The sequence below is a fragment of the Blastococcus mobilis genome (genome assembly GCF_900188025.1).
Taxonomy (GTDB): domain Bacteria; phylum Actinomycetota; class Actinomycetes; order Mycobacteriales; family Geodermatophilaceae; genus Blastococcus_B; species Blastococcus_B mobilis.
Genome location: NZ_FZNO01000022.1, coordinates 1 through 17,065, shown reverse-complemented (window position 1 = coordinate 17,065; position 17,065 = coordinate 1). Strand labels below are relative to the sequence as shown.

Below are 17,065 nucleotides of genomic sequence, written 5' to 3'. Positions count from 1 at the left end.
ATACCGCTCCATGTCACCCGCGAACACGACGCCCGGGGCGCGCGTGACGGCCATGGTGCTCGCCTACCGCGAGCAGCCGTTCCTCGAGGACTGCCTGAAGCGCATCCTGGCCTCGCGGGACGTGGACGTCGACGTCGTACTCGTCGACAACGGCTGCACCTATCCCGACCTGACGCCACTGGCCGACCACCCCTCCGTCACCCTGCTGCAGCCGGGCACCAACACCGGGTTCACCGGTGGCTGCAACCTGGCCGCCCGCCACGCGAGGGGCGACGTCCTGGTGTTCGTCAACTCCGACGCCCTCGTCGAGCCCGACGCGCTGGCCGAACTGGCGCGTGTCGCCTCCCGGGACGAGGTCGGCATGGCCTGCGCGAGCCTGCGGCTCGAGCAGGAACCAGAGCTGCTCAACTCCGCAGGGAACCCCGTGCACGTCCTGGGACTGTCCTGGGCCGGCAACTTCGGCGAGCCGGCCTCGGCCCACCTGGAGGAGCGCGACATCGCGAGCGCCAGCGGTGCGGCACTGGCCATCCGGCGGGACGTGTGGCAGGCGCTCGGCGGCTTCACCGAGGAGTTCTTCGCCTACTGCGAGGACACCGACCTCTCGCTGCGGGCATGGCAGCGCGGCTGGCGGGTCCGGTTCGCACCACAGGCCGTGGTCATGCATCACTACGAGGCCCACCGGAACACGGCGAAGTTCTACCTGCTCGAGCGCAACCGTCTCGCGATGCTGCTGACGGTCTACGAGTCCCGCACCCTGCGTCTGCTCGCACTGCCGCTGCTGGCGCTGGAACTCGCCATGCTCGTGGTCGCGACGGCGGGGCGGTGGCTCCCTGCGAAGCTCCGGGGCTACCGCTGGCTCTGGCGGAACCGGGCGTGGCTACGTGCCCGCCGCCGCGAGGTCCAGGCCGTGCGCACGGTGGCCGATCGCGACCTGGCGCACCTGCTGACCGCCCGCTTCGATGCCTCCGTCGTGGAGTTGCCCGACTCCGCCGACTGGCTCAATCGCCTCATGGAGCGGTACTGGCAGTGGGTCCGGCGCCGGCTCTGACGTGGGGGCCGGATCGACCTCGTCGTCCGGACGCGACGGGCTAGTTCTGCTGGGTCCGGAAGCGAACCTCGGCCTCGGCGAGGGCCACCTCGCGCGCCAACTGGACCAGGCGCGACTCCTGCTCCCGGAATCGCACGCTCGTGCTGCCCACGAGGTAGATGATCACCAGTGCCAGTGCGTAGAGCAGCAGGTCCGTCCCGCGGGTGACGCCGACCCACTCGGCCATCACCTGCAGGGAGTCGGGGAAGATGACGGCGAACACGCCGGCCACCACTGTCAGCACGGCGAGGATCTTGCGCCGGGCCTGGCCGCGCAGCGACGAGCGGGCTCGCAGGGACAGGTAGACGGCGAAGATGATGGCCGGCACCAGCAGCCACTTGATGATCATCGGCGCTTCCCATGGGTGAGCCGGTGCGTGAGGGTGTCCGCCAGGATGTTGACACTGTTGAGCAGCGGCTGACCCTTGGAGCGGGAGTACTCCGTGTACAGGATGTGCACCGGGTGCTCGACCACCTTGTACTCGGGCCGGGTCAGCTGGTGCTCCAGCTCGGAGGCGTAGGCCATCCCTGCATGGCTGAGGCTGATCCGCGCGACCACGTGCCGGGCCACCAGTCGGAGCCCGTTGTGGGCGTCGGTGAGCTTCGTCCCCTCGCCGCGGTTCATCACCTTGGTCGCCAGCCGGAGGATCGTCCGCCGCAGCGGGCTCATCTGCGTCTTGGAGTCCAGGAAACGAGATCCCATGACCACGTCGTAGCCCTGCCGGATGAGCCGGATCATCCCCAGCAGGTCGGCGAGCTGATGCTGGCCGTCGGCGTCGAAGCATCCGATGTACTGCGCGTCGGTGAAGCGGAGAGCGGCCTGGAACCCGGTCTGGAGAGCCCCCCCGGCACCGAGGTTGACCGGGTGGCTCACCCGGAAGGCGCCGGCCTTGTCGATCTCCTCGGCCGAGGAGTCGGTGCTCGCGTCGTCCACGGCGATGACCGAGAGCCCGGCGCCCACCAGCTCGGAGATCACCGCACCCACGACCGGTGCCTCGTTGTAGACCCGCACGATGACCACGGTGTCCGACCACGACTCGGCGGCCGGGTTGGGGGCGTCGACCGGTTCCTGCCGCCGCCTGGGCTCGACTTCGTCCATCGGTAGGGATGCTAGACGCACACGCGCCGTGACAAATCCACCCGAACCTCCGTGCGTGTCGGATCAGCTGAAGCGTCGGCCGTGCGCCCTCTCGACCGCCGACAACAACTCCTTGACGCGCTCGGCGTCGACGATCGGGCAGACCATGGTGACGTCCCGCGTGTGCACCACGACGCTGTCGCGCACCCCGACGAGGGCGACGAGGTGCGCCGGGTCGTCACTGAAGACGACGTTGCCCGACGCGTCGAGCAGCACCACCGCCCCCCGGACGGCATTGCCGCCACCCTCGACCTCCAGGGTGTGGGCGAGGGCAGGCCACGAGCCGACGTCGAGCCAGTCCACGTCCAGGTCGGCCACGAGCACGCGCCCCGGCTGACGGGAGGCCGGCTCCAGGACGGCGTAGTCCACGCTGATCTTCGGCAGCCTGGGGAAGACCTCCGCCAGGACGGCCTCGCGCGCGGGTCCCGGCGCGGCAGCGACGATCCGGGCCAGGCCCTCCGCCGTCTCGGGGAGCAGGTCGGCGAGGGCGTCCAGGACCGTCCGCGCGCGCCACACGAACATCCCCGAGTTCCAGAGGTAGTCCCCGGAGGCCAGGTACGCCTCTGCCGTCGTGCGATCGGGCTTCTCACGGAAGCCTTCGGCCTCGGCGACACCGGCCGTCTGCGTGGGCCGCCCCCGCTGCACGTACCCGAAGCCCGTGGCCGGGGTCACCGGCGTGATCCCCAGGGTGACCAGCGAGTCGGGGCGGTCGGCGAGGACGTCGAACGCCGTCCGCAGGACGTGGGCGAAACGGTCGACCGGGCGGATGACATGGTCGGCGCTGACGACCGCGAGCTCGGCGCCCGGGTCGACGTCCGCCACGAGTGCCGCACTCAGTCCGACGGCATTGGCCGTGTCCCGGGCCGCCGGCTCGAGGATCAGGCGGTCGGCGGACAGTCCGGGCAGCACCCCGCGCACCTGGTCGGCGTAGGCCGCGGCGGTGCAGACCCAGATGCAGTCGGCCGGCACCACCTGGGCCATTCGGCCGAAGGCCTCGGCGAGCAGACTGCGCGCGCCGCTGCTCCCGTCGTCGACGACGTCGAGCAGCTGCTTGGGTCTCGCCGCCCGGGACAGCGGCCACAGCCGCGTCCCGGATCCTCCGGCCATGATCACCGCGTGGCGCATGTCAGTCCCTCGACCGTCGCGCCGTCGCCGCGAGATCGGTGGCCCGGCGCTGGAACGGCGCCCCGGCGGCGACGCGGCCACTGACGTAGGAGACGAGCATCCGAGCGCCCAGGCCGGCGCGCAGTGCCCCGCGAAGCGGTGCGTCCCTGCGCCGGGGGTACTGCCCCGACAGGTACCGCAGCGCGCTGGTGTGGTGCACGCGCTGCATGCGGTGCGGCTCCCGCCGGGTCGCGTGCCCCCCTTCGTGCACGACGACCGCAGAGGGGACGTAGACGTGCAGCCATCCCTTCCGGCTCAGCCGCTCGGCGAGATCGACGTCCTCGAAGTACATGAAGTAGCCGGGGTCGAAGCCACCGACGGACCGGAACGCCGCGACGTCGACCAGCACGCAGGATCCGGACAGCCAGCCGGCGGTCCGCTCACGGGGGTCCTCTCGCTCACGGCGGTAGCGAGCGGTCCACGGATTCGCCGGCCACGCCCAGCCCAGCAGCGCGTGCCCGATGCCCGTGCTCAGCGACGGCAGGTCCCGCGCCGACGGGTAGAGCTGCCCCTCCGGCGTCATGATGCCCGGGCCGATCGTGGCCGCACGTGGCCACCGCTCGGCGGCCGCGAGCAGCTCGTCCACCGAGCCGGGCTCGAACCGCACGTCGGGATTGGCCACCAGCGCGTACCCGGAGTCGAGGTCGGCCAGGCCGGCGTTGGCGGCCGCCCCGTACCCGACGTTCCCACCGGTGGGGAGGAGGCGTACGTCCGGGTACCGGGCCGCGACCTGCTCCGGCACGCCATCGGTGGAGCCGTTGTCGGCCAGGACCACGTCGAGCGGTCGCACCGTGGCCTGCCGCAGGGACTCCACGAAGCCGTCGAGCGCCTCACCCGGTGAGAAGGTCACGGTGACCACGCGCAGAGGTGGGCCGGCTGAAGCTCGTTGCACGCGACGAACGTATCCGCCACGAGCCCTCGCCCGGGTGACGGGCCGCCGGATCGCTGGAGGACGGCCCCGCCTGCCCGCACGGCTCGGTGTCGGCGGACGATGCTCACGACTGCTCGCCGGTACAGTCGCCAAGCGTGACTTCCATCGGTCCTGATCTCGTCGTCGTCGGCTCCGGCTTCTTCGGCCTGACCGTCGCCGAGCGGGTGGCCAGCCAACTGGACAAGCGGGTCCTCGTGATCGACCGCCGGGACCACATCGGAGGAAACGCCTACTCCGAGCCCGAGCCCGAGACCGGGATCGAGGTGCACGTCTACGGCGCGCACCTGTTCCACACGTCCAACGAGCGGGTCTGGCAGTACGTCCGTCAGTTCACCGAGTTCACCGACTACCAGCACCGGGTCTTCAGCATCTACGACGGCCAGACCTATGCGCTGCCGATCAACCTGGCCACGATCTGCCAGTACTTCGGCCGCAGCTTCAGCCCCGACGAGGCGCGCGCGCTCGTGGCCGAACAGTCCGGCGAGATCGACACGGCCGAGGCCGCCAACCTCGAGGAGAAGGCGATCTCGCTCATCGGCCGCCCCCTCTACGAGGCATTCATCCGCGGCTACACGAAGAAGCAGTGGCAGACCGACCCGACCGAACTGCCCGCGGCGGTCATCGCCCGCTTGCCCGTGCGCTACACGTTCGACAACCGGTACTTCAACGACACCTATGAGGGCCTGCCGGTCGACGGCTACACGGCCTGGCTGACCCGGATGGCCGACCACCCCAACATCGAGGTCCGGCTGTCGACGGACTACTTCGACGTCCGGGACGAGCTCCCGCAGGACGTGCCGACCGTCTTCACCGGGCCGATCGACAAGTACTTCGACTACCAGGCCGGCGAGCTCGGCTGGCGCACGTTGGACTTCGAGACCGAGGTCCTTCCGGTCGGGGACTTCCAGGGGACGTCGGTGATGAACTACGCCGACGAGGACGTCCCCTACACGCGCATCCACGAGTTCCGGCACTTCCACCCGGAGCGGAAGTACCCCGCGGACAAGACGGTCGTCGTCCGGGAGTACTCCCGCTTCGCCGAGACCGGCGACGAGCCCTACTACCCGATCAACACCCCCGAGGACCGCGCCAAGCTGGAGCGGTACCGGGAGCTGGCCGCGAAGGAAACGGCCGAGAAGAGGGTGCTCTTCGGCGGCCGCCTCGGCACCTACAAGTACCTGGACATGCACATGGCCATCGGGTCGGCCCTCAGCATGTTCGACAACCGCATCCGTCCCTTCTTCGACGAGGGCGGGTCGCTGGACGGCCGCCTCGATGACTGAGACCACCAGGACTGACTTCCTCATGACGACGGACACCTTCGCCACCGCCGACACGCCCACGCGGCCGGACCCGGTGAGTGAGCCGGCCCTCGAGGACCTGCTCCCCGGCAAGGCGGTCCAGCTCCTGCAGCGCGTGCTCATGCCCCGCCCCGCAGACCAGATCAAGGTCCGGAGCCTCTACCTGGACGAGTCCCATTCGGGGCGCGCCAAGTGCAGCAGCCGCTACAGCGCGGAGCTGGGGGCGGGCTGGGAGGTGTCCTTCGCGACCTACTTCAACGCCTTCCCGGCCAGCTACTGGCGCCGGTGGAGCGTGCTGGACACGGTGGTCCTGCGGGTCACGGTCACCGGCGGCTGCCGGGTCGACGTGCACCGGTCCAAGGCCAACGGCGAGTCCATGCACGTAACCGGCGCCGTGCACGAGGGCGACGGCGAGCAGACGCTCGAGTTCAGCCTGGACCTGGCGCCGTTCGGGGACGGCGGCTGGTACTGGTTCGACGTCACCACGGACGAGCGGACCGTGGTGCGCGACGCCGGCTGGTACGCCCCCCAGGCCCCCGCGGAGCAGCCCCGGCTGGCCGTGGGGATGTGCACCTACAACCGCCCGGTGGACGCCGTCGCGGCGCTGTCGGCACTGGTCGGCGACGAGGTCGTCCGCGACCAGTTGAGCCTGGTGGTCGTTGCCGACCAGGGCAACGACCACGTTCGCGACGCCGCCCACTACGGGGAGGTCGCCGACGCCCTCGGCAGCCGGCTGCGCGTCCTCGAGCAGCCCAACCTGGGGGGCAGCGGCGGCTTCGCCCGCGCGATGCACGAGTCCTTCGTCAACAGCGACGCGACCCACGTCGTCCTGCTCGACGACGACATCCAGCTCGAGCCCGACAGCCTCCTGCGCGCCCGCGCCTTCGCCGCCTACGCCCGCAAGCCGGTGCTGGTCGGGGGGCAGATGCTGGCCCTGCAGGACCGCTCGGTGCTGCACACGATGGGCGAGATCGTGGACCGGTCGAACTTCTTCTGGCGGAACGCGCCCAACACCGAGTACTTCCACGACTTCGGCGAGGAATCCCTCCGCGAGACGCCGGACCTCCACCGGCGCATCGACGTGGACTACAACGGCTGGTGGATGTGCCTGATCCCCCGCGCCGTCTTCGAGGCCGTGGGCATGCCCCTGCCGCTGTTCATCAAGTGGGACGACGCGGAGTACGGCCTGCGGGCCCACGCGGCGGGCTTCCCGACCGTCTCCCTCCCTGGCGCGGCCATCTGGCACCTCTCGTGGGGGGACAAGGACGACGCCAGCGACTGGCAGGCCTACTTCCACATCCGCAACCGCCTGATCGCCGCCGCTCTGCATTCGCCGCACTCGGACGGCGGGCAGATCTTCCGCGACATGCTCAAGCACGACCTGCGGTTCCTGATCACGCTGCAGTACTCGACGGTCGAGCTGCACCAGATGGCCTACCGCGACTTCCTGGCCGGACCGGACCGGTTGTTCGAGGACATGCCGACCTCTGTCGTCCGCGCGCGGGAGAAGCGGGCCACGCACCCGGACGGCCGCGTCCTGCCCTCCTCGGGGGATCTGCCGCTGCCCTCCATGCACGCGGCCGAGGCCATCAAGCTGCGCACCATCCCGACCAATCCGCTGTCGATCGCCAAGACTCTCGTGCAGGCCGTCGCGCACAACGCCACGCCCGTCGAGCCCAGCACCGCGGAGATCCCGCAGCTCAACCTCTCCTATCAGGACGCACGCTGGTTCCTGCTCGCCCGCCTCGACAGCGCGACGGTCGGCACCGCCGACGGTCGCGGGGTCACCTTCCGCCGGCGCGACCCGAAGACGTTCCGCCGGCTGTTCACGGGGTCACTCCAGCTCCTGCGCCGCATGCGGAAGGAGTTCCCCGAGCTGCAGAGCCGTTACCGGGCCGCAGCCGCGAGGGAGCTCACCTCCCCCGAGCGCTGGGGCGAGGCATTCGAGTCCTGGGGCTACGAGCGCCCGTGACGGCTATCCGCGCGTGAACCGCTCGCGCCGGCCGGCGGTGGTCAACCGGACCCATTCCCGCCAGCCGGCGCGGTCGCGGCGGTGCACGAGGAAGAAGTAGCCGAACCGGATCCACTCCAACGGCAGCAGCCAGCGCATGCCGGGCTGAGCCATCAGGTAGCCCCGGTTGCGGTAGGTGAAGAACCGCTTGACCTCGTTGGCGGGGTACTGGGCCGACAGCCGACCGCCCAGGATGGGGTGGAACTCCGTCGTCCCCTCGGGGTGCAGGTACGCGGCGTCGACGACCGTTCCGAACGACAGGCCGGACCGCACGAGGCGGCGGTGGATCTCCGTCTCGTCCCCGCGGAAGAAGAGCCGGTAGTCCGGGACGCCGACGACGTCGAGGGCATCGGCCCGGAACAGGGCCCCGTTGAACAGCGAGGCGTATCCGGGAAGGACCTCGATGCCGGCGAAGTCGCTGCGCCGGCGGCGCCAGCGCAGGCCACGTCGCAGCGGGAACGCCAGCTGATCGGGATCGGCCATGTCGGTGACCATCGGGGACGCCTCGGCCAGGCCGTGCCGTTCGGCGGCAGACAGCAGGGTGGCGAGGACGCCGTCGTCCGCCGGGCGTCCGTCGTCGTCTGCGCACCACACCCAGTCGGCCCCGAGCGCCAGGGCGTGCAGCATGCCCAGGGCGAAGCCACCCGCACCGCCGAGGTTGCGTGTGCTGGGCAGGTACGTGGCGGGCAGGCCGCACGTCTCCACCGCGTGTCGCACCTCGTCGGCGGGGCCGTTGTCCACCACGACGAGGTGATCGGGCCGCCGGCTCTGCGCGGCGACGGCGGCCAGGCTGAGGGAGAGGAGTTCGGGTCGGTCCCGGGTCACGATGACGGCGATGACGGTCGCCGAGGCCTGCGCCGCGGTCACGTGCGTCCCTTGTAGCCCGCGAGGACCTCGTCGATGCCGCCCTGCTGACGGATGCGGCCGTGCTCCATCCAGATCGCGGTGTCGCACAGCTCCCGCAGGAACTCGTCGGAGTGCGACGCGAACACCAGGAGCCCGGCACGCTCCACCAGCTCCGCCAGGCGCTTCTTGGACTTCTCGAGGAACGCGGCGTCGACCGCGCCGATCCCCTCGTCGAGGATCAGGATCTCCGGATCGATGCTCGTCACCACACCCAGTGCGAGCCGGATGCGCATACCGGTGGAGTAGGTACGCAGCGGCATCCGGAGGAAGTCGCCGAGTTCGGTGAAGTCCGCGATGTCGTCGATCCGCTCCTCCATCTGCTTGCGCGTCATCCCGAGGAAGAGCCCGCGGACGATGATGTTCTCCAGTCCGGAGATCTCCGGGTCCATCCCGACGCCCAGGTCGAAGACCGGTGCCACGCGCCCACGGACCTCGGCGAAGCCCCGCGTGGGCTCGTAGATGCCGGCGAGCAACCGCAGGAGCGTGGACTTGCCCGCGCCGTTGTGCCCCACGAGACCGACTCGGTCCCCGTGCTCCAGGGTCAGGGTGATGTCCCGCAGCGCCTGGATGACCGGCACCTTGGTCTCGGTGGTGATGTTCCCGCCGACCAGGCCCATGACCGTCTTCTTCAGGGACCGGCTCTTGGCGTCGAAGATGGGGAAGTCGACGCAGGCGTCCTTCGCGATGATGCTGACCAGGGGTCTGTCCTCCGACGTGCTCACACCCAGTACGCCACTCTCGATCGGTACCGGCGCAGCGCCACCAGGGTAAGGGCCCACCCGACGACGGTGATGAGGAGAACCACGACCCAGTGCCGCAGGTGCTGCTCCTGGCCCAGCATCGGCTGCCGGACGATCTCGATGAAGTGCAGCAGCGGATTGAACTCGACCAGACGGGCCCGTTCGGCCACCGCGGCGTTCTTCAGCAGGTCGTCGTAGATCCAGACGATCGGCGTGAGGAAGAACAGCAGCTGCACCACGCTCTGGGTGATCGGGGCCAGGTCGCGGAACCGCGTCGTGACGATGCCCAGGAGAAGGGCGACCCACGCGCCGTTGATCCCGAGGAGCAGGAGCGCGGGGAACACCGTGAGGCTGTCCCAGCCGAGTTGCTGCGGAAAGATCACGAGCATCACGACGTAGACGATGAGGTTGTGCGCGAAGAACAGCATCTGGCGCCACACCAGCCGGTAGACGTGCACCGACAGCGGCGCGGGCAGCTGCCGGATCAGGCCCTCGTTGGCGATGAAGACCTCTGAGCCCTCGCTGATGCAGCCGCTGATGAAGGCCCAGATGATGAACCCCACGAGGATGTACGGCAGCTGCACGGAGAGGTCGTTGCCGAACAACCCCGCGTACAGGACGCCCAGTGCCACGGCCGTGACCGCCATGCTGATGGTGATCCAGATCGGCCCCAGGACGGAACGCCGATAGCGCTGCCTGATGTCCTGCCAGCCCAGGTGTGCCCACAGCTGGCGCTGGGCCCAGCCGCCGCGAAGGTCTGCCACGGCCCGGGCGAACGAGTTCCGGGACGGTGTTGCACTGGCGAGCACCTGCCGAACGCTACCCGGGGCCGGGATGGGGCTGCCGAGGCCCACGCCGAGCCGCTCACCCCACCAGTGCCTCGCGCCCCTGGCGATACACCCGTGACATCTCCGGCGCTCCTGTGACCGCTGGGTCCGATGGGACCACCCGGCGGCGTCCCCACAGGTGGGCGGCGACTCCCGCCGGACGACGCCCCGGAGATCGTTCTCCACCAGCAGGTGGCGCACCGCGCTGGGCGCCCGATCCCCAGATCACCCCGAGATCGCCCCGGTCGGGCGTCGTTGCGCGGGGGTGTAGCCGTTCAGCATGGCGGAGCGGTCGCCGCCGGGGTTGCCGACGGTGGAGACGATCCGCCCGTCCGGGATGAGCGTCCTCCCAGACGTCCTGGCTGCCGCAGCCGTAGCTCGTCCGCAGCAGCAGGCTGCCATCGGCACGAGCCTCCACCCAGGCTGCCGTGTCCGGGCGCACTGGACGCCCCGACGTAGAACGACGAGGTCACCTCGACCGCTCGACCGCTCGACCGTCGTGCGCCGTGAGCTGCACGCCGACCGGCGCGTTCCCGTGGAAGCCGGCCACGGTGCCGCCGTAGCAGCTGTTCAGGAAGCGGTCGTGGGTGACGCCGCGCTGCGTCGCCCGACCGTAGGAGTCCCACCGGCCCAGTCCCCGACCGTGGCCGTAGCCGTGCCCGGTGAGCTCCAGGGTGGGCCCCCGACCGCTGCCCGGGCCGACGGCGTCGTCGCAGACACCGCCATGGACAGCAGCGCCCGGCAGACGGCGAGGACGCCGACGCGCCTCGCCGTGCGGACACGTCGGCGGTCAGTAGCCACGACTGACCCCGATCTCGTCGGTCCCGGCGTCGTCCCAGTCGCCCGCGACGGGGTTGTCGGTGATGTTGCCGTAGTACAGGTAGTCGTACGGCTGGCCCGCTGTGCGGTCCGCCAGATAGAAGACGCCCGCCCGGGCGACACCGAGGTTGTCCGCCCCGTCGCCGTCCCAGTCACCGGTCACGGGCCGGTCCCCGGACAGGCCGAACGACCGGTACCCGTCGGTCACGCCCTGTTGGTCACTGTTGGTCCAGAAGAAGTAGGAATCGCGGTGGACCGCCGGCGAGTCGGCGCCGTCTCCGTCCCAGTCACCCGCCAGCGGGGCGTCGGTGGGGTTGCCGAAGGCGAAGTAGGTGCTGGAGACACCGGACGAGTTGGCGTTGCGGAGGAAGAACTGCCCCCCGCGCCACACCGCCACGGTGTCGTCCCCGTCGCCGTCCCAGTCGCCGCACAGCGGAATGTCGGTCGGGTTCCCGTAGTAGAAGGCCGCCGTGATCGGTGCCGTCGGTGAGTTCGAGTCGAACAGGATGAACTGCCCCCGCCGGAAGAGACCTACCGTGTCCCGTCCGTCCCCGTCCCAGTCGCAGGTCAGCGGAACGTCACCGGGGTTCCCCCGGTGCACTCGTGTCACGCTCTGGTCGGCGCTGCGCGTCCATACCTCGGCCGGCTCGTACAGCCCGATGTTGCTCTGCATCGCCGCCACGGTCGACCGGATGTAGCTCATGCGCGCGAAGGCATACCTGCCCGGACAGGCGGTGCTGCCGACGTCCCGGTGTCCGAAGATCGTGGGCAGGTTCACCGACACGCCCGTGGCGTACTTCGCCGTCCCCCCACCGCTGGACGTCAGTGTGGTCGTGCCGTGAGGGCTGACCCGGTACAGGGAGAGCTTCCAGGCGATCACGTGGGCCACCGCGTCGAGCATGACCCTGGGCGGTTCCACGACGTCGTAGTTGCCCATCATCGACACCCCGAAGGTGCCGGTGTTGAAGCCACCGGCGTGCGCACCGATCACGGTGCTGGCAAGGCCGCCGTACCGGCCCTCCCAGGCGCGGCCGAACTTGTCGACGAGGACGTTGTAACCGATGTCCCCCCACTTCAGGCTCACCGCGTGGTACGCGAACGTCGCCCGGAGGATCTCGGGGACCTGTTCCCTCGTGTAGGTGTTCCGGTCGGCCGTGTGGTGGATGGTCGCCGCCTTGAGGGTCGGCGCGTACTCCGGGGCCCAGGTGCGGAGGCGCTCGTCGGCGCCCCACTGCGCACGGCTGTAGATACCCGGCATGTACATCCCGGCCTGCGCCTGGTCGCGGGCGGTCGGCTTCCCCGGTGCCGAGTCGGCGGGGCTGGTGCCCGGGTCGATCAGCTCGAGCTGGACGTCCTGCGGCGTGGAGCCGTCAGCTGTCTGGAGGACCAGCTCGATGCCGTAGGCGTCGCCCGTCCAGTACGGCGCGGTACCGCCGCGCCCCCCAGCAGGGAGGCTCCCGTCCGCGGCCGGCACCGCGGCGGCGTCCTCCATCTCCAGGTCGGACCAGCGGCCCCACTTTCCGGACTTGTCCTTCACGCGCACCTGGGCGGTGACCCCGCTGACGGGGCCGTCGAGCGACCAGGTGACACCGACGGTCGAGAAGACGTCGGTCTCCGGACGGGAGACGGTCAGCGCCGGCACGCCCGGCACCTCATCGCCGGAGCTCGCCGGCGCGGGCTGTTCGGCGGAGGTGGGCGCCGTCGGAGTGCTGGGCATCGCGGCGGGCGGCGCGGGCTCGACCGGTGGCGGAGCAGCGGATGGCTCGGGCGTGACGGGCGCCAGCTCGCCGGCGGCCACCACCTCGCCGTCGGTGGTCACGACCGCCTCGCCCTCCGGTGCGGTCGCCGATCCCAGTGCCACCGAGTCGATGGACGCCTCCACGGGCTTCGGCGTGGGCGACGGAGCGGCATAGACCGGCAGGATCAGCAGCGTCGCGGTGATCGCGGTGAATGCGAGGAAACCGGCAAGAACGCGGCGCACGAGATGTCCTCCGATGTGCAGTTGAGCGCGTCCGCTTCGGGCTGACCCGGTTGCTGTCATCGGCGAGCCCCCGGAGTACCGGGACCGTGCGGAAGGCAGTTCATAAAGTACGTGACAGCGGCGATGCACTCTGTGACCGGCGCGCCAAGTGAGACGGGTGCTTCCGCTGATGCGGTGCCATCATCGGCCACCCATGGCAACGACGCCGTCGTTCCGCCGGTCGACGGAACGACGGGGGCCCACACCGGCGTCGTGGTTCGGTCTCCCGCCCGGGCATCGGATGCCGGGGCATTCCGTCACGACGGCTCCCCTGTGACCGCTGCGGCCACTGGGAACACCCGCGAGTGGAGGGGCCGGAGAGCACGTGTCGGTTGCCTCCGGCGCACAGTCTGCGTGCTTACCATCGGCCAGGTCATCCCACGAACGGCGACGCGACGGGCATGTGCCGGTCGGGCACGGTCCACGAGACCGCCGTATCCATCCCTTTCTGAGCGAGGTATCCCGTGAGCCGAGGACACGACGAGCGAGTGGGGCCGACTGCCGGCCGCACCCTGCCGCCGCGTCTCGACCCTCGAGCGGGACGCCCGCCACGGCCTGGCCGGTCGGCGGCCACCGCCCAGCGCGGTGCCGACCGGCACGACCCCCGCGCCCGTCGTCGGGTGGACTCCGGACCGGTCCGGCGACCGGCCGGCGCGTCGACCCGCACGACGCCACCCCGACCGTTCTCGAGCGTGCTTCGCCAGACCGCCCTCGGCGCGATCTTGCCGGGCACGGCACTGATATCCGTCGGCGCGCGACGGGTCGGCTGGGCCGTCCTGGGCCTGGCCGCCGCGGGCGCCCTCGGCCTGGTGCTCCTGGCCACCGTCGGGCAGCGGAAGGTCGTCCAGTTCGCCGTCGACCCCAGAGCCCTGCTCCTGGTCATCGCCGTCGCGGTCGCGGTCGCGATCGGGTGGTCTCTTGTGATCATCGCCGGATACCGCATGCTCGCGCCGCTGGAGACCACCCGGGGGCAGCACGTCGTCGGGACGGTGGTGGTGACCCTGCTCGCCCTCGGGGTCGCCTACCCCGCTTTCGAGGTCGCCCGGCTCGCCTCCGTCCAGCGGAACCTGATCCAGAACGTCTTCGCCGACGCCGAGTCGGCCACCGTCCCCGACTCCCCCGCCGCCAACCCCTTCGCCGGCAAGGACCGCGTCAACGTGCTCCTGCTCGGCGGCGACGGCGGCGCCGGCCGCGACGGCGTGCGGACCGACACCGTCATGGTCGCGAGCATCGCCACCGCGACGGGTGCGACCACGTTGTTCAGCCTGCCCCGCAACCTCGAGGAGCTACCGTTCCCCGAGGACAGCCCGCTGTCCGAGGTCTACCCCGACGGGTTCGACGCCGGCAGCGAGAGCGAGAGCCTGCTCAACGCCGTGTACCGCAACGGCCCCGCGGACCACCCGGACATCCTGGGGCGGACCGACAACCCAGGGGCGGACTTCCTCAAGCTCGGCGTCGGCGAGGCCCTCGGTCTGAACATCGACTACTACGTCCTGGTCAACCTGGACGGGTTCAGCCGCTTGGTCGACGCCCTCGGCGGCGTCACTCTCAACGTCAACTACTGGGTGCCGATCGGCGGAGAGCCGACCATCGGCATTCTTCCCGACGACTACATCGCCCCGGGCCCGAACCAGCACATGAACGGGACCCGTGCGCTGGACTTCGCCCGGGGCCGCTTCGGCCTGAGCGACTACATGCGCATGGACCGCCAGCGCTGCGTCATCAACGCCATCGTCGCCGCGGCGGACCCCATGACCCTGCTGACGCAGTATCAGGAGCTGGCGGCCACGACTCAGGACATCGTGCGGACCGATGTCCCCCAGGCGGTCCTCGACGACTTCGTCGAGCTGGCATTCCGGGTGAAGGAGTCCGGCATCAACAGCGTGGTGTTCGACGACACCGTCATCCGCCCGGCCTACCCCGACTACGACCTCATCCGGTCCACCGTCCAGACGGCGCTGGGTACGGCGGTCACGCCCACACCGCCCGCCGACGACACGTCACAGTCGACCGGTACCGCCGCGCCCGCGTCCTCGGCGCCGGCGCCGGCGGCCGGCGGGTCCGGCGCCGAAGAGACCCCGGTCGACAACGTCACCGATGCCTGCGCCTATGACCCGGTGGCGGCTCAGAAGGCCCTGGACGAGGGCGAACCGCGCACCCGCCGACGCTGACCGCGGCGAGGGGCCCGGGCCGCCGTGTCCGGCCCTTTCCCCTTCCACCACCGGTCGGTGCGTGCCGCCGGCCGCACGCCTGTCAGTCTGATCCGGTGAACCGCACCGGACCGGGCACGCCTGCCGATCTGCTCGCCGCCACCCTGCGCCGCGACTCCGCAGCCCCGCTGATCACCCACTACGACGACGCCACCGGTGAGCGGGTGGAGCTGTCGGCGACGACCCTGGCCAACTGGGTCGCCAAGACCGCCAACCTGCTCCAGGACGAGTTCGACGTGGGGCGCGGACGCACCGTGGCGGTCGTCCTTCCCGTGCACTGGCAGACAGCGGCCGTCCTGCTGGCGGTCTGGAGCTGCGGGGCCGCCGTCCTGGACACCGCCGTCGAAGACGAGGGCGGCGTCGCACAGGCCGACGTCGTCCTCGCCGCCCAGGACCGGCTGGAAGCCCTGGCGGAACTGGACGTCCCGGACCTGCTCGGCCTCTCCTTGCACCCGTTGGGGCTGGGGATGGCCGGGTACACGGGGCCGGCCCGTGACTTCGCGCTGGAGGTGCGCACCCAGGGTGACGTGTTCGTCCCCTACGAGCAGCCGGACCCGTCGTCCCCCGGATTGCTCGTGGGGCGTCTCGAGCTCGACCTCGGCGGGCTCGTGTCGACCGCCCGGCAGCTCGCGGACCGACTCGGCCTGGTCGCCGGCGACCGCGTCCTGGTGGACGAGCGGAGCGCGGCCGAAGCGGGGCCGGTGGCGTGGCTGCTGGCCCCGTTGAGCGCTGGGGCGTCCCTCGTGCTGTGCCGCAATGCGGACGAGGAGCGCCTGGGACATCGTGCTGACACCGAACGGGTCACCGCTACGCTCGGCCGGGGGATCGAAGGCGTCCGCGAGCTGGGCAAGCCGGCCTGAGCCGGACGCACCGAGTCATCCCGGGGGTGGTCGACGGATGGACGCGCAGGCGCGCGGCGGTCCCCCGGGGCCGGCCCACCGGTGACGTTCTCCGTCCTCGCCCGTGATCCGGCCACCGGTGATCTCGGGATCGCGGTGTCCTCCTGCATCCTTGCCGTCGGGCGCGCCGTACCCGCCGCCCGACCCGGGGTCGGCGTGGTCGCGGTGCCGGCGCGCAGCCGGCGGCGGCCTGGGCACGTCGCTCCTGACCGCTCTGGCCGAGGGAGTACCCCCGGCCGAGCTGGTCCGCCGGGCGGCGCACGCCGCCGAGGACGCCGACCGTCAGATCGCCGTCCGGGATCCGGCCGGGCGGGTCGCCGCGGACACCGGGCAGGGATCGTTCCCGGTGAGCGGCCACCTGGTCGGCGACGGCGTCAGCGTCCAGGACAACATGCTGGCCGGGGACGAGGTCCTGCCCGCGATGGCCGAGACGTTCGCCGCCGCACGTGTAGCCCCTCCCGACCGGCTGCTGGCGGCACTGTCGGCGGGACAGCACGCCGGCGGTGACCTGCGGGGCCGTCAGTCCGCGGCCCTCCTGGTGGTGAGCGGGCATACCCCGACCGAGGAGGAGGACGGCGTCCGCACGGATCTGCGGGTCGACGACTCAGCTGACCCGGTCGCCCAGCTGCGGATGCTGCGACCTCCAGCGGGCTTACGACGAGCGTGACTACGAGACGCTGGCAGTGTTCGCGCCCGAGGGTGCCCGCGACCTGTACGCCGCGCTCGCCGCGTGGGGACGCCGAGGCGGTCCGTCGCGCGCTGGAGGCGATGCGCGCCCGCCCGGGGTGGGCCGGGTGGCTCGCGGCGATGGCCGGCGACTCACGCCTGTCGGCGGTGTCGCGGCTCCTCGGCTGAGCACTAGTACTACAGCCGCACCTGTCTTGTCGGCTGCGGTGTGTCTACTGGGTTGAGGGCTTCGAGGTCACGACTGTCTCGGGATGGTCGAAGATGTGACCGTGGCCGAGGTCGAGGACTGGGCCGTGGGTCTGGAGAAGGTGCTCGAGCGGATCGGT

At 71.0% G+C, this 17,065-nt stretch carries 14 protein-coding genes and 1 pseudogene; 7 read left to right on the top strand and 8 right to left on the bottom strand.

Going from position 1 to position 17,065, the window contains the following annotated elements:
* The first annotated feature begins 10 nt into the window (after positions 1-10).
* Complete coding sequence (locus tag CHB94_RS17970) at positions 11-1,048, top strand: glycosyltransferase family 2 protein (protein WP_089337998.1); 1,038 nt, start codon at positions 11-13, stop codon at positions 1,046-1,048.
* Positions 1,049-1,088: 40 nt separating this feature from the next.
* Here the strand turns inward: CHB94_RS17970 and CHB94_RS17965 are convergent, their stop codons facing one another.
* From CHB94_RS17965 to CHB94_RS17950, 4 genes are all read right to left on the bottom strand, one after another.
* Positions 1,089-1,436, bottom strand: coding sequence for a DUF2304 domain-containing protein (locus CHB94_RS17965; RefSeq protein WP_089337934.1), 348 nt, complete (start codon positions 1,434-1,436; stop codon positions 1,089-1,091).
* The gene (locus CHB94_RS17960) at positions 1,433-2,185 is read right to left on the bottom strand and encodes a glycosyltransferase family 2 protein (RefSeq protein WP_089337933.1); all 753 of its coding nucleotides are present in this window, start codon (positions 2,183-2,185) and stop codon (positions 1,433-1,435) included. The genes CHB94_RS17965 and CHB94_RS17960 overlap by 4 nt, the downstream gene beginning before the upstream one ends.
* 63 nt (positions 2,186-2,248) lie before the next feature.
* Entirely contained in the window at positions 2,249-3,349 is a 1,101-nt protein-coding gene (locus CHB94_RS17955) for a mannose-1-phosphate guanylyltransferase (protein ID WP_089337932.1), read from the bottom strand.
* Between the two features lies 1 nt (position 3,350).
* Positions 3,351-4,280: a glycosyltransferase family 2 protein gene (locus tag CHB94_RS17950; protein WP_089337931.1), complete on the bottom strand. Its 930-nt coding sequence runs from the start codon at positions 4,278-4,280 to the stop codon at positions 3,351-3,353.
* Between the two features lie 134 nt (positions 4,281-4,414).
* On the opposite strand from CHB94_RS17950, the gene glf reads away from it, so the two are divergent.
* Both glf and CHB94_RS17940 read left to right on the top strand, forming a co-directional pair.
* On the top strand, positions 4,415-5,602 hold the full coding sequence (gene glf / locus CHB94_RS17945; RefSeq protein ID WP_089337930.1) for a UDP-galactopyranose mutase: 1,188 nt from the start codon (positions 4,415-4,417) through the stop codon (positions 5,600-5,602).
* Positions 5,595-7,592 carry a glycosyltransferase gene (locus tag CHB94_RS17940; RefSeq protein WP_254920743.1) on the top strand — a complete coding sequence of 666 codons (1,998 nt, stop codon included), beginning with the start codon at positions 5,595-5,597 and terminating at the stop codon, positions 7,590-7,592. The genes glf and CHB94_RS17940 overlap by 8 nt, the downstream gene beginning before the upstream one ends.
* Before the next feature lie 3 nt (positions 7,593-7,595).
* Here CHB94_RS17940 and glfT1 read toward each other — a convergent pair whose 3' ends face one another.
* From glfT1 to CHB94_RS25790, 4 genes are all read right to left on the bottom strand, one after another.
* A complete protein-coding gene (gene glfT1 / locus CHB94_RS17935) occupies positions 7,596-8,498 on the bottom strand; it encodes a galactofuranosyltransferase GlfT1 (protein WP_089337928.1) in 903 nt (300 codons plus the stop codon).
* Positions 8,495-9,259, bottom strand: a complete 765-nt coding sequence (gene wzt / locus CHB94_RS17930; protein ID WP_254920742.1) for a galactan export ABC transporter ATP-binding subunit Wzt/RfbE — start codon at positions 9,257-9,259, stop codon at positions 8,495-8,497. Before wzt ends, glfT1 begins: the two co-directional genes overlap by 4 nt.
* Positions 9,256-10,086, bottom strand: a complete 831-nt coding sequence (gene wzm / locus CHB94_RS17925) for a galactan export ABC transporter permease subunit Wzm/RfbD (protein ID WP_217899367.1) — start codon at positions 10,084-10,086, stop codon at positions 9,256-9,258. Before wzm ends, wzt begins: the two co-directional genes overlap by 4 nt.
* Positions 10,087-10,894: 808 nt before the next feature.
* Positions 10,895-12,904: an N-acetylmuramoyl-L-alanine amidase gene (locus CHB94_RS25790; protein WP_254920741.1), complete on the bottom strand. Its 2,010-nt coding sequence runs from the start codon at positions 12,902-12,904 to the stop codon at positions 10,895-10,897.
* A 731-nt stretch (positions 12,905-13,635) separates the two neighbouring features.
* Between CHB94_RS25790 and CHB94_RS17915 the strand changes: the two genes are divergently transcribed.
* The 4 genes and pseudogenes from CHB94_RS17915 to CHB94_RS26300 all read left to right on the top strand — a co-directional run bounded on the left by CHB94_RS17915 (position 13,636) and on the right by CHB94_RS26300 (position 16,719).
* Positions 13,636-15,114: an LCP family protein gene (locus tag CHB94_RS17915; protein ID WP_254920740.1), complete on the top strand. Its 1,479-nt coding sequence runs from the start codon at positions 13,636-13,638 to the stop codon at positions 15,112-15,114.
* Positions 15,115-15,209: 95 nt separating this feature from the next.
* Positions 15,210-16,013: a TIGR03089 family protein gene (locus tag CHB94_RS17910; RefSeq protein WP_089337925.1), complete on the top strand. Its 804-nt coding sequence runs from the start codon at positions 15,210-15,212 to the stop codon at positions 16,011-16,013.
* Between the two features lie 81 nt (positions 16,014-16,094).
* A pseudogene (locus CHB94_RS26795) lies at positions 16,095-16,196 on the top strand (DUF1028 domain-containing protein); the annotation flags it as partial.
* Positions 16,165-16,719: a DUF1028 domain-containing protein gene (locus tag CHB94_RS26300; protein WP_368073871.1), complete on the top strand. Its 555-nt coding sequence runs from the start codon at positions 16,165-16,167 to the stop codon at positions 16,717-16,719. The pseudogene CHB94_RS26795 and the gene CHB94_RS26300, both read left to right, overlap by 32 nt.
* Positions 16,720-17,065: the final 346 nt, after the last annotated feature.